The following is a 10,736-nucleotide window of genomic DNA, read 5'->3' as shown; positions in this document are numbered from 1 at the left end:
CCGGGGAAGACGATGACGGCTGCGCTCATGGCGCGGGCGTTTAGCAGGCTTCGCGCGCCCTGTCAGGTGTCAGCCCTTGTTCTCGTAAGTCGCCGTGATCGAGGCCTTCGCCAGAGTGTGGAAATGCAGGTTGAAGCCGAAGACCGCGCCGGAATCGTCCGCCGTCACCTCCAGCGCATCGGTGTCGACGGCAAAGACGGTGAAGATGTAGCGGTGCGGACCGTGGCCGGGGGGCGGAGCGGCCCCGCCGAAACCGGCCTGTCCGAAGTCGGTGCGGCCCTGGATCGCGCGCATCGGCAGCCGCCCGCCCGGCGAGCCCGCACCGGTGTCCAGCTCGGTCACATCCGCAGGGATGTTAGCCACCGTCCAGTGCCAGAACCCCGAGCCGGTCGGGGCGTCTGGATCATAGACGGTGATCGCGTAACTCTTCGTGCCCTCCGGCGCACCGGACCAGGCCAGATGCGGCGAGGTGTTACCCTTGGCCTGAACCTGGGCGTCGGGCAGGACGCCGCCGTCGGTGATGTCGTTGGAGGTCAGGGTGAAGGTCATGAGGGCCTCGCGTGAGTGTTCGGAACGACCCTAACGCACCAACGTCCTCAGTGTGCCGCATCCTTGGCTTGCTGCGTGAAGGCGCGGTCATCCATCAACCCGCCCGCCAACGCTCCGGCGAAGATCAGGCATCCGGCCAAGACGAACAGGGCGACCAGCAGTTTGACGAAGCGGTTCATGGCGTCTGGCTCATCACGCCTGGTGGCGGCGGCAAACGCCGGGCAACGGATGGCGACATCTTTTCAGTACCGCAGAGCTCGCAGTCTTCTTCTGCCTGCAAGAGCCGATCGAAAGCGGAATAGGCAGCGACTTCCCGACGCATCGCCTCGAGGTCGCCATAACCGCACGCTCCGCTGACGAAAGAAATGTTGTGCAAAGTGCTCACTACAGATCGTTTGAACACTGCGGGATGCGCCGGATGGTCAGAATGCGTCACCAGGTACAAGCTCTCAGTCCTATCGTCCCGATAGGCATCCAATCCCCGCTCATACTTGGCGGTAACGATAGCCGGTGTTGAAGATATCTCTCGCACCAAGGTGTCAAAGCCTTTGGCACAAACAAGGTCACCGCCGCTATTGTACTCAGCGACTTGAGCTTCCTGCTGCTGGCACCCTGCTAGCAGGCTCACAACGCCCAGCGCTGTGAGCACGCGCTTCACGCCACCTCGATGCGGTAGCTTTCGATGACGGTGTTGGCGAGCAGTTGCTCGCACATCTTTTTCGCCTCGGCGGCGGGATCGTCGACGCCGTCCAGGTCGAACTCGATCAGCTTGCCGACGCGGGCGCCAGAGACGCCGGTCCAGCCGAGGCCGTGCAGGGCCCCTTCGACGGCCTTACCCTGGACGTCCAGCACGCCTGGTTTCAGAAAGATGTGAGCCTTGATCTTGGCCATCAGTGCAGTCCCCCCTGAATCACGGTCGGCATATCCTTCATGATCCCCAGGCGGCGCGCCACCTCGGTATAGCTTTCGATCACGCCGCCCAGGTCGCGACGGAAGCGGTCCTTGTCCAGCTTCTCACCCGTGGTGGTGTCCCACAGACGACAGCTGTCGGGGCTGATCTCGTCGGCCAGGATGACCCGCGCGAAGTCGTTCTCCCAGATGCGGCCGAACTCGATCTTGAAGTCCACCAGGGTAATCCCGACGGCTCCGAACATGCCCGACAGATAGTCGTTCACCCGCACCGTCATGGCCAGGATGTCGTCCAGTTCCTGCGTCGAGGCCCAGTTGAAGGCGGTGATATGCTCTTCGGTGACCATCGGGTCGTTGAGCTCGTCCTTCTTGAGATAGAATTCGATGATGGAGCGGGGCAGAGGCGTGCCCTCGTCGATGCCCAGGCGCTTGCTCATCGAGCCGGCCACAACGTTGCGGCAGACGACCTCCAGCGGGATGATCTCGACCTCGCGGATCAGCTGCTCGCGCAGGTTCAGCCGCTTGATGAAGTGGTTGGTGACGCCGATGCCGTTCAGGCGGCTCATCACGAACTCGCTGATGCGGTTGTTGATGACGCCCTTGCCCTCCAGCTGGGCCTTCTTCTCGCCGTTGAAGGCGGTGGCGTCGTCCTTGAAATACTGGATCAGGGTGCCGGGCTCGGGTCCTTCGTACAGGATCTTGGCCTTGCCTTCGTAGATCTTCTTGCGCTTGACGTTCATTCACCGGGTCCGTCGGGGCCTGCCTCAAAACGAAAATCGCGCGGCCAGAACCATCGTCTGGGCGGCGCGATCCGGAATCGGCGGGCGGGGATTTGTCGCGCGCACCTTTAGCGGAAGCCCGGTCCCGACACAAACGGGTCCGCGACGACACGCCTCGCCCGCTTCCACCCGACCTGAAACCGGTTCCGGTTGCGTTCGCAAGCGGGGCGGCTATAGACCACCTCGAATGCGGTCCGAGTTCTGAGGATCGCCTGCCGGAGCCTGACGACCCCCATGACGACCTTCGACGATCGCGAAAAAGGCTTTGAGGCCAAATATGCTCTGGACGCCGAACAGGAGTTCAAGGCCGTCGCCCGTCGCAACAAGCTGCTGGGTCTGTGGGCCGCCGAAAAGATGGGGCTGAGCGCCGACAGCGCCGACCAATATGCCAGCGCCGTGGTCAAGGCCGATTTCGAACAGCCGGGCGAGGAAGACGTCTTCCGCAAAATCGCCCAGGACCTGGAAGGCTCGGGCATCGCCGTGACCGAAGGCGAAGTGCGTCGCAAGATGGACGAACTGTCCTCCGTCGCTCGCGAGCAGATCCGCAGCGGCGAATAGGCCGACATCGCAGACATGAAAAAGGGCCGCTCCGTTTCCGGGGCGGCCCTTTCTGCTGTCCGGGGAGGACGGTTAGTTCGGCATCACGACCGTGTCGATGGCGTGGATCACGCCGTTGGTCGCGGGCACGTCGGCCTGGACGACGCGCGAGGTGCCGCCGTTTTCGTCCGTCAGGGTGACGGAGCCATCGGCGCCGACCGCAGCGGTCAGGGTGCCGCCTTCAACGGTGGTCAGGGTGGCAGTGCCACCACCGGCCGTGATCTGCTCGGTCAGGGCGGCAGCCGTCACGTTACCGGGGACGACGTGATAGGTCAGGATCTTGGTCAGATCCGCCTTGCCGGCCGGCGACATCAGGGTTTCACGCGTGGCGGCGGGAACCTTCTCGAAAGCAGCGTTGGTCGGCGCGAACACGGTGAAGGGGCCGGCACCGTTCAGGGTGTCGACCAGTTCAGCGGACTGGACGGCGCTGACCAGGGTGCTGAAGTCGCTGTTGCCCTGGGCTGTGGCGACGATGGTGCCGGTGGCGGCGGCCGGAGCGGCTCCGTCAGCGGCGGGAGCCATGGCACCTTCAGCCGACATGGCGTCGGTGGCGGGCTCGGCGGATTCGGGGCTGTTGCAGGCGGCGAGGCCGAGAACGGCCATCGAGGCGACGGTCATGGCGATCATGCGGGTATTCATGGGCTTCTCTCCTGATCCACCGCTCGAATGGCGGCGTCGGGTAAGAGACGAACCAGCGATCAAAAGGATGCGTTCTCGATCACGTTTTCGGGTGCGACATGTGATCACGTGCGACATCCGCCGGCCGCGCGAAGGGGCGGAGAACAGCCCAGTCATTTGCCTTCCAGGCAATGGGGCGCGCCATGGCCGGACTGGATGACAGCAGGGTCAGTCGGACAAGGTTTCCGGTCTCCGGTCCCAGCACCCGCGCGCCCTCACGCGCCGCCTTGCCGCCATTGAAGGCAATAGCTTCGAGCCGGGGCAGGGCTGCGATCAGGCCTTTCAGGTCGGCAAGGCGCGGCAGGCGGATGGCGGTGTCCAGGCTGCCGATCCGCTCGGCCTCGGCGATCACGTCCCACAGGCCGATGCCATGCGCCTTCAGGATATCGAGCCGTTCGGCATAGGGCTGGCCCGTCAGGTCGAGTCGGCCGATGACCCCGCCGATCAATCGCCAGAAGCCGTTCTGCGGATGCGCATAATATTGACCGGCCTTCAGCGACGCCTCGCCCGGCAGGCTGCCCAGGATGAGGAGGCGGGTGTCCCCATCGACGACGGGATCGAAGGCGCGCTTGCGGGCCGACGGTTCAGCGCCCGGCATTTCTCAGCCAGCCGACGACGGACAGGCGCGGGCCCTGGGCATAGGCGGCGACCGGCGCGACCGAATGATACTGCGGCACCGAAAACAGCGTCAGGGTGTTCCAGCGCGGGGCGTGGCCACGGATCACATCGCCCGCCGCGTCGTGAAACAGCAGCTGCCCGCCCCAGTCGGCGCGCCAGGTGCGGGTCAGGCCCAGCGTATAAGCGACCAGGCGGTCGCTGGCCTCCGACCCCACATCGTTGTGCAGGCCGATGAAGTCGCCGGGGCGATAGCGGGTCAGCTGGCCATCCGCCTTGACGATATCGGCGCGGCCCGTGATCGCGATGCCCAGCTGCACGAAGGCGTCGTTCAGAAACTCGGTGATGGCATGGACGGGATGGCCCGGATCGCGCTTGGTCAGATAGGCCGTGATCAGGGGATAGGTCAGGTACAGAAAGCCATAGCCGCTTCCCGCCTTCGTCATCATGGCCCGAAGTTTTTGCTGCAAGGCGGCATCACCCTGGGCCACGACCTGCTGGCGGGTCAGGACGGCTGGCCGTCCATCCTCGCCCTGAAAGGCCAGGTCCCAGTCGATGCCGGTTTCCAGCATCTTTGCCAGATACTCTGCCGTCTCGCCCTCGAACACATCGGCGACCTGCACCCACCCGTAGCGGCGATAGGCGTCGGCCGCCGCCGCGACATCCAGGTTTGGATTGAGGCGGACCGGCGGACTGCTCATCAGCCCGCGCCGAAGACCCGGTTAAAGACGGTGTCGACGTGTTTGGTGTGGTAGCCGACGTCGAACAGGGCCTCCAGCTGCTCGGTCGGCAGGGTCACCCGGGCGTCGGCCTTCAGGAAGTCCAGGAAACGGCCTTCGCCGCGCCAGACCTTCATGGCGTTCTCCTGCACGGCGGCATAGGCATCCTCCCGGCTGACACCCGCCTGGGTCAGGGCCAGCATGACGCGCTGCGAGTGAACCAGGCCGCCCAGCAGGTCGAGGTTCTTCTGCATGTTCTCGGGGTAGACGTTCAGCCGCTCGACCACATTGGCCAGACGGTGCAGGGCGAAGTCCAGATGGATGGTGGCGTCGGGGCCGATGCCGCGCTCGACCGAGGAGTGGCTGATGTCCCGCTCGTGCCACAGGGCGACGTTCTCCATCGCGGGCGTCACGGCCGAACGGACCAGACGGGCCAGGCCGGTCAGGTTCTCGGTCAGGATCGGGTTGCGCTTGTGCGGCATGGCCGACGAGCCCTTCTGGCCCTTGTCGAAGAACTCCTCGGCTTCGAGGACTTCCGTGCGTTGCAGATGGCGGATTTCGATGGCCAGACGCTCGACCGAACTGGCCACGACGCCCAGGGCCGCAAAGAAGGCGGCGTGACGGTCGCGCGGGATGACCTGGGTCGAGACAGGCTCGACCGCCAGACCCATCTGGTCGGCGACATATTGCTCTACCGCCGGATCGACATTGGCAAAGGTTCCGACCGCGCCGGAGATGGCGCAGGTGGCGATCTCTTCCTTGGCGGTGATCAGGCGGCGTTTGGCCCGCTGGAACTCGGCGTGATAGCCGGCCAGCTTCAGGCCGAAGGTCACCGGCTCGGCATGGATGCCGTGGCTGCGGCCGACGCAGGGCGTGAACTTGTGCTCCTTGGCGCGGGTTTCCAGCGCGGCCAGAACCCGCTCGACGCCCTCGATCAGCAGGTCCGAGGACCGTGCCAGCTGCACGGCGAAACAGGTGTCCAGCACGTCGGACGATGTCATCCCCTGGTGCAGGAAGCGGGCTTCCTCGCCCACGATTTCCGACACATGGGTCAGGAAGGCGATGACATCATGTTTAGTGGTGCGCTCGATCTCGTCGATGCGGTCGGCATCAAAGATGACATCCTTGCCCTTGGCCCAGATCGCCTCGGCCGCGCTGGCCGGGATGGTGCCCAGCTGCGCCATCTTGGTCGCCGCATGCGCCTCGATCTCGAACCAGATCCGGTATTTGGTCTCTTGCGACCAGATGGCGACGGCGGCGGGGCGGGAATAGCGCGTGATCATGGGGGCGTCTAAAGGCTGTCGGCAGCAAGCCTGTCAAGGAAACGAGGAGCGAACCATGGAACTGATCGTCGGAAACATCGCCTTTTCCACCTGGTCGCTGCGGCCCTGGCTGGTGCTGAAGCGTTGCGGGGCCGAGTTCACGGTGCGCGAAGTGCCACTGTACGGCCCCGGCTATCGCGAGGAACTGGACCGGGTGTCACCGTCGGGCAAGGTGCCGCTGCTGGTTGTGGAGGGAGTGACGATCTGGGATTCCATGGCCATCAGCGTCTGGTGCGCCGAGCGGTATCCGGACGCCAAGCTGTGGCCCGCCGACGCCCACGCCCGCTGGCTGGCGCGTTCGGTGGCGTGCGAGATGCATTCGTCCTTCATGGCCCTGCGCAGTGAATGCGGCATGGGGCCGGACCCGGCGGGCGTGATCCACACCATGGTCGGCCCCGACCGGGCCCCCGCCCCGACCAGCGAAGCGGTCGCCGCCGACGTGCGTCGCCTGGTGGACATCTTCCGCACCATGCGCGCCCGCTTCGGCCAGGGCGGGCCATACCTGTTCGGCGAATGGTCCATCCCCGACGCCTTCTTCACCCCGGTGGCCACGCGGTTCCGCCACTACCAGATCGACCTGGCGGCGCATGGGGATGACGGGACGGCGGCCGAATACTGCGCCACGCTGCTGGCCCAGCCGGATTTTCTGGAGTGGAGCCGGATGGGTGGGGCGGAGGCGAATTAAGAACTCACCACGGCATTTGCACGAGCTGTCTCGAGACGAGCCTGAAGCTCAGCCACGATCTGTTTTAGCGAGGCCTTAAACGGCGGAGTCAGGTTGATATCAAAACCTGTGAAACCTCGCTGGTAGCTCACACTCGCAGCCTCTCGTTTGGCCGGAACAAGATTGACGCCCAAGTAGAGCTGCGACGGCGGTGCCGGTCCGATCACGGCGCGGGCAGCTGGTTGGTCCCAGCCGTCAAAGGCCTTGGATCTCCCAATCCCGATCTCCTCAATCTCGGCCCACCTGTAAGAGCGAACCGTAAACCACTGCCTCCAGCTTATTCCATAGTCGTCCGCAGTCAGTTCGATCGGCAGAACGCCGCAGACAAACGCCACAAGACCTCCCAGGGCGGTGACGCCGATCCACAGGGTTGTCAGCAAGCTCGCTTCTATCAGGTCCCCGTAGCTCAGCGCAGCTGAACATGTGCTGACGGCCAATGAAGCGGCACCAGCGAAGGCCAGGCCGAGCATGCGCCCTTTGAGCCGAAGCGGCGGTCGCGTCGCTGATTGCGAAACGAGTTCGGTTTGAGCAGCCATGCTTCGTGGTGCCCCTTCATGGCTTGTCGATCTTGAAGAGTGGCGAGCGTAGCGGATTGATTGTGCAGTTCGCTAGGGCAGCGGCCATAAACGCACCCAAGCTAAGCATTAACCCCACCGACAAACTTGGCCTTAAGAGGGTCACGCTAGACTGGCACCTTCGCAACGCTTCTGCGTTCAGGTGTCATCATGACCGTCCCCGTGCCTCAGCCCGCCGCCCGTCGCCCCAGCCTGATGGTCTACGGGCTGCTGATCGTGGTGGCCTGCTGCCTGCCGGCGCTGCTGCTGGCGAGCGTGATCTAGAGCCCAGCTACTGGCTGCCCGCAGGCACCGGGGCCTGGGCATAGTCGACCGGCTGGGCCGGCATCGGCGGCGGGGCGACATAGTCCAGGCTAAGCGGCACCAGCGACGCGCCCGAGGCCACGGCATCCAGCGTGTTCAGCGGCCGCCCGCTCATGCGCTGATAGATCCAGTAGGCGGCCACGACCTTTTCGACATATTCGCGGGCCTGGGGCACGTCGATCGTCTCGATCAGCAGCAGGGGATCGGCATTGGGCCCCAGCTTGCGCACCGCCGCCACCATTGGGCCGGGCCCGGCATTGTAGGAGGCCGTGGCGCGCAGCAGGTCGCCGTTGATCGCCGGCATGGCCAGCACCTTGTTCACATAGGCCTGACCCAGCTGGGCATTCAGATTGGGATCGAACAGGCGGTCCGGGCTACTGATCAGGCCCCGGTCGCCCGACAGTTCCGCCGCCGTCGCGGGCATGACCTGCATCAGACCGTAAGCCCCGACCGCAGAACGGGCGCGGGGGTTGAAGTCGGTTTCCTTGCGCGCGATCGCATAGACCAGCGAGCGTTCGATGGTGAAGCCGCCGGCGGGCTCGATGACCGGCTTGGGGAAACGGTCGGCATTGATACGGCGGGCCTCGTCGTCGCGGCCACCCAGACGCGGTCCCATCATGCGGCCCAGGGCGCTCCACATCCGGCGGCCGCGCTCGGTGATCGCACCGCGAAGGCCGGTGCGCAGTTCCTCGCGCGCCTCGGAGCCCCGCCCGACCTCTAGCCAGGCGAGGGTGCGCCGCGCCTGGGCGTCCTCGCGCAGGAAGGCCTCCATCTCGGCATTGTCGATGTCGGAGGTGTCGTCACCGGTCCAGGAGGCCTGCCGCACGCTGGCGACGGCGGAGTAGGGGACCGGGCCCATGTTTTCGATCGCCGGCTCCTCGCCCAGCTGGCGCAAGGCGATCTGGCCATAGAAGGTGGCGGGCCACTGGGCCGCACGGCGCAGATTGGGCTGGATGCGGTTCTGGCGACCGGCCATGCCCGCGGACTTGGCAGCCCAGAAGGCGGCGCCGGCGCGGACCCAGGCATCCTCGGTCGGATCGTCATAGACGCGCTCGAACGCCTCGATGGCCGGGCCATAGTCGCCCAGCCGATACTGGGCCAGGCCCACCGTCCACCAGTCGCCGATCTGACCTCCCAACGACACCGCCCCTTGCAGGTCGTCGCGGTTCAGGGCGACGCGGGCGGCGCGGGCGGGGTCAGCCTCGCGGTTGCCGCCGGCGGCGATCAGGCTGGTCCAGGTGCGCATCGCGCTGGCGGGGCGACGCGGCTCGGGCGCGCCGTCCGGGCGACGCTGCATCGCCAGATTATAGACCCGGTCCGCCATCGACAGATCCGAATAGCTCTCCAGCCAGGCGGCCAGCTCGTCATAGGTGGCGACGTGGTCGCGGTGGAACAGGCTTTCAAACTCGACCTGACCCAGCAGGACACGGTCCTGGGCTTGGCGCGCCGAGGCACGGGCCAGGTCGATGTCGCCCCGGCGCAGGGCATCGAAGGCGGTGGTGTAGCTGAGGCGGTCGGCGGCGCTGAGCGCGGAGGGACGACGGGCCTCGCCTTCGCCCTCGACCGACACGGTAATGGCGGCGGCATAGGGCACTTCGGTGGCGTGAGCATGTGCCAGCCCGGTCAGGCCCGAAAGCGCGATGGCGAACGTCGGCGCAAGAAAAGCGCGTCGCAAAGATACTGGCACAGGCGGCCCCCCTGGGAGCGGCGTCCCTGACCCGTCTCGATCCGGGGTGGGCGCACGCTATTCGTTCGGTCGTCGGGCCTGAGGACACCTGCCCTCACGCCTTATGTCAACGTGTTACGAGAATCGGGCGGATTTGAGTCGCCTGACGGGCGAGCGGGTCAATCCGCCGCGTCCAGCCGTGCCGCCAGTGCCAGCATGTCGGCCCAGGCCAAGGCCTTGGCCTGGGGCTGTTTCAGCAAGAAGGCCGGGTTCAGGGTGACCAGGGTCGGGGCCGACACCGCGCCTTCATGCAGCCGCCAGTCCTGCCAGGTGCCGCGCAGCCCCATGACATTGCCGCCGGCACCCAGCACCGCCCTGGCCGGGGCCGCGCCGAGCAGCAGGACCGCACGGGGCTTCAGGATTTCCAGCGCGCGCTCCAGAAACGGTAGGCAGGCGGCCTGTTCCTCGGGGGCCGGGGCCCGGTCGCCGGGCGGTCGCCAGAAGACGCTGTTCATCTTCCACGTCCGGTCCGCCAGTCCCGATTCGATCAGCATGCGGTCGAACATCCGCCCCGCTCGCCCGGCGAAGACCTCGCCCGAACTGTCCTCCGCCTCGCCCGGGGCATTGCCGATGACCAGCAGGCTGGCGTTGTCCGGCCCCGATCCGACCACGGCCCGCCGCGCGCCCTGACGCTTCAGGCCACAGCCGTCGAAGCCGGCGGCGGCAGCGACCAGGGCATCCAGCGTCATGGCCTCGGCGGCCAGGGCCCGGGCCTGCTGGGCGCATTCGGCGCTGTCGGGCGCGGCGACGACCGCCGAGGTGGCTTTCAGCACCGCCTTGCGGGCGGGCGGAAGCTCCACATGGGTGCGGTCGACCGGGGCGTCCTCATAGCAGCCCTCGACGCCCGCATCGCGCCAGAAGGCGAGCAGACTTTCGGTCGCGGCGATGTCCAGGGCGGCAGGGGTCATGGGCTCGGTTCTAGCGATAGTCCTTGACCACCCTTGCGTCACCTTCCGATAAGCGGAAAACGACAAGACCATACTGACCACGAGGAAATCCCCATGGCCGAAGACGTGATCGAAGGCGGTGCCACCAACGCGTGGCAGGACGCGATCATCGACAAACTGCCTGCCAACGAGGCCCTGACCGGCGTCGAGCGCGAGGTCATGGAGTATGACGTCGTCATCGTCGGCGGCGGCCCCGCCGGTCTGTCCGCCGCCATCCGCCTGAAGCAGCGGGCGGAAAAGGACGGCAAGGAGATCAGTGTCGCCGTTCTGGAGAAGTCGGCCGAGATCGGCGG

15 protein-coding genes are annotated in these 10,736 nt (G+C 66.1%); 3 read left to right on the top strand and 12 right to left on the bottom strand.

What is annotated here, in order from left to right:
- Window positions 1-69: 69 nt before the first annotated feature.
- From JHC81_RS11955 to purC, 5 genes are read right to left on the bottom strand one after another with little or no spacing between them, the layout of a single operon-like run.
- Window positions 70-549 carry a YbhB/YbcL family Raf kinase inhibitor-like protein gene (locus JHC81_RS11955; protein WP_292175001.1) on the bottom strand — a complete coding sequence of 160 codons (480 nt, stop codon included), beginning with the start codon at window positions 547-549 and terminating at the stop codon, window positions 70-72.
- A gap of 47 nt (window positions 550-596) precedes the next feature.
- On the bottom strand, window positions 597-728 hold the full coding sequence (locus tag JHC81_RS11950; RefSeq protein ID WP_292174999.1) for a hypothetical protein: 132 nt from the start codon (window positions 726-728) through the stop codon (window positions 597-599).
- Complete coding sequence (locus JHC81_RS11945; protein WP_292174987.1) at window positions 725-1,207, bottom strand: hypothetical protein; 483 nt, start codon at window positions 1,205-1,207, stop codon at window positions 725-727. Before JHC81_RS11945 ends, JHC81_RS11950 begins: the two co-directional genes overlap by 4 nt.
- Entirely contained in the window at window positions 1,204-1,440 is a 237-nt protein-coding gene (gene purS / locus JHC81_RS11940) for a phosphoribosylformylglycinamidine synthase subunit PurS (protein ID WP_292174985.1), read from the bottom strand. Before purS ends, JHC81_RS11945 begins: the two co-directional genes overlap by 4 nt.
- Window positions 1,440-2,198 carry a phosphoribosylaminoimidazolesuccinocarboxamide synthase gene (gene purC, locus JHC81_RS11935; protein WP_292174982.1) on the bottom strand — a complete coding sequence of 253 codons (759 nt, stop codon included), beginning with the start codon at window positions 2,196-2,198 and terminating at the stop codon, window positions 1,440-1,442. The genes purS and purC overlap by 1 nt, the downstream gene beginning before the upstream one ends.
- Before the next feature lie 273 nt (window positions 2,199-2,471).
- On the opposite strand from purC, the gene JHC81_RS11930 reads away from it, so the two are divergent.
- Window positions 2,472-2,795, top strand: coding sequence for a DUF1476 domain-containing protein (locus tag JHC81_RS11930; protein ID WP_292174980.1), 324 nt, complete (start codon window positions 2,472-2,474; stop codon window positions 2,793-2,795).
- A 72-nt stretch (window positions 2,796-2,867) separates the two neighbouring features.
- On the opposite strand, the gene JHC81_RS11925 is transcribed toward JHC81_RS11930, so the two are convergent.
- The 4 genes from JHC81_RS11925 to purB form a co-directional block, all read right to left on the bottom strand.
- On the bottom strand, window positions 2,868-3,473 hold the full coding sequence (locus JHC81_RS11925; RefSeq protein WP_292174977.1) for a fasciclin domain-containing protein: 606 nt from the start codon (window positions 3,471-3,473) through the stop codon (window positions 2,868-2,870).
- 79 nt (window positions 3,474-3,552) lie between these two features.
- Entirely contained in the window at window positions 3,553-4,110 is a 558-nt protein-coding gene (locus JHC81_RS11920) for a DNA-deoxyinosine glycosylase (protein WP_292174975.1), read from the bottom strand.
- Window positions 4,097-4,828 (bottom strand): 2OG-Fe(II) oxygenase family protein, encoded by a 732-nt coding sequence (locus tag JHC81_RS11915; protein ID WP_292174972.1) that lies wholly within the window; start codon window positions 4,826-4,828, stop codon window positions 4,097-4,099. The genes JHC81_RS11920 and JHC81_RS11915 overlap by 14 nt, the downstream gene beginning before the upstream one ends.
- A complete protein-coding gene (gene purB / locus JHC81_RS11910) occupies window positions 4,828-6,129 on the bottom strand; it encodes an adenylosuccinate lyase (protein WP_292174968.1) in 1,302 nt (433 codons plus the stop codon). Before purB ends, JHC81_RS11915 begins: the two co-directional genes overlap by 1 nt.
- A gap of 55 nt (window positions 6,130-6,184) precedes the next feature.
- Here purB and JHC81_RS11905 point away from each other — a divergent pair, with 55 nt between their 5' ends.
- Window positions 6,185-6,853 carry a glutathione S-transferase gene (locus tag JHC81_RS11905; RefSeq protein ID WP_292174965.1) on the top strand — a complete coding sequence of 223 codons (669 nt, stop codon included), beginning with the start codon at window positions 6,185-6,187 and terminating at the stop codon, window positions 6,851-6,853.
- Here the strand turns inward: JHC81_RS11905 and JHC81_RS11900 are convergent.
- The 3 genes from JHC81_RS11900 to JHC81_RS11890 all read right to left on the bottom strand — a co-directional run bounded on the left by JHC81_RS11900 (window position 6,850) and on the right by JHC81_RS11890 (window position 10,404).
- The gene (locus JHC81_RS11900) at window positions 6,850-7,428 is read right to left on the bottom strand and encodes a PH domain-containing protein (RefSeq protein WP_292174962.1); all 579 of its coding nucleotides are present in this window, start codon (window positions 7,426-7,428) and stop codon (window positions 6,850-6,852) included. The genes JHC81_RS11905 and JHC81_RS11900 overlap by 4 nt on opposite strands.
- Window positions 7,429-7,738: 310 nt before the next feature.
- Window positions 7,739-9,445, bottom strand: coding sequence for a lytic transglycosylase domain-containing protein (locus tag JHC81_RS11895; protein ID WP_292174959.1), 1,707 nt, complete (start codon window positions 9,443-9,445; stop codon window positions 7,739-7,741).
- A 170-nt stretch (window positions 9,446-9,615) separates the two neighbouring features.
- Complete coding sequence (locus JHC81_RS11890; protein WP_292174956.1) at window positions 9,616-10,404, bottom strand: uracil-DNA glycosylase; 789 nt, start codon at window positions 10,402-10,404, stop codon at window positions 9,616-9,618.
- A gap of 93 nt (window positions 10,405-10,497) precedes the next feature.
- On the opposite strand from JHC81_RS11890, the gene JHC81_RS11885 reads away from it, so the two are divergent.
- On the top strand, window positions 10,498-10,736 hold a 239-nt coding region (locus JHC81_RS11885; RefSeq protein ID WP_292174953.1), incomplete at its 3' end, for an FAD-dependent oxidoreductase.

This window comes from Brevundimonas sp. (assembly GCF_016463295.1).
Taxonomy (GTDB): Bacteria; Pseudomonadota; Alphaproteobacteria; order Caulobacterales; family Caulobacteraceae; genus Brevundimonas.
This window is presented reverse-complemented; position numbering and strand designations above follow the sequence as displayed.

Bases quoted from the DNA above. Each gene is read 5' to 3' on its own strand.
- JHC81_RS11955 (WP_292175001.1), bottom strand. From the start codon at position 549: ATGACCTTCACCCTGACCTCCAACGACATCACCGACGGCGGCGTCCTG.
- JHC81_RS11950 (WP_292174999.1), bottom strand. From the start codon at position 728: ATGAACCGCTTCGTCAAACTGCTGGTCGCCCTGTTCGTCTTGGCCGGA.
- purS (WP_292174985.1), bottom strand. From the start codon at position 1,440: ATGGCCAAGATCAAGGCTCACATCTTTCTGAAACCAGGCGTGCTGGAC.
- purC (WP_292174982.1), bottom strand. From the start codon at position 2,198: ATGAACGTCAAGCGCAAGAAGATCTACGAAGGCAAGGCCAAGATCCTG.
- JHC81_RS11930 (WP_292174980.1), top strand. From the start codon at position 2,472: ATGACGACCTTCGACGATCGCGAAAAAGGCTTTGAGGCCAAATATGCT.
- JHC81_RS11925 (WP_292174977.1), bottom strand. From the start codon at position 3,473: ATGAATACCCGCATGATCGCCATGACCGTCGCCTCGATGGCCGTTCTC.
- JHC81_RS11920 (WP_292174975.1), bottom strand. From the start codon at position 4,110: ATGCCGGGCGCTGAACCGTCGGCCCGCAAGCGCGCCTTCGATCCCGTC.
- JHC81_RS11915 (WP_292174972.1), bottom strand. From the start codon at position 4,828: ATGAGCAGTCCGCCGGTCCGCCTCAATCCAAACCTGGATGTCGCGGCG.
- purB (WP_292174968.1), bottom strand. From the start codon at position 6,129: ATGATCACGCGCTATTCCCGCCCCGCCGCCGTCGCCATCTGGTCGCAA.
- JHC81_RS11905 (WP_292174965.1), top strand. From the start codon at position 6,185: ATGGAACTGATCGTCGGAAACATCGCCTTTTCCACCTGGTCGCTGCGG.
- JHC81_RS11900 (WP_292174962.1), bottom strand. From the start codon at position 7,428: ATGGCTGCTCAAACCGAACTCGTTTCGCAATCAGCGACGCGACCGCCG.
- JHC81_RS11890 (WP_292174956.1), bottom strand. From the start codon at position 10,404: ATGACCCCTGCCGCCCTGGACATCGCCGCGACCGAAAGTCTGCTCGCC.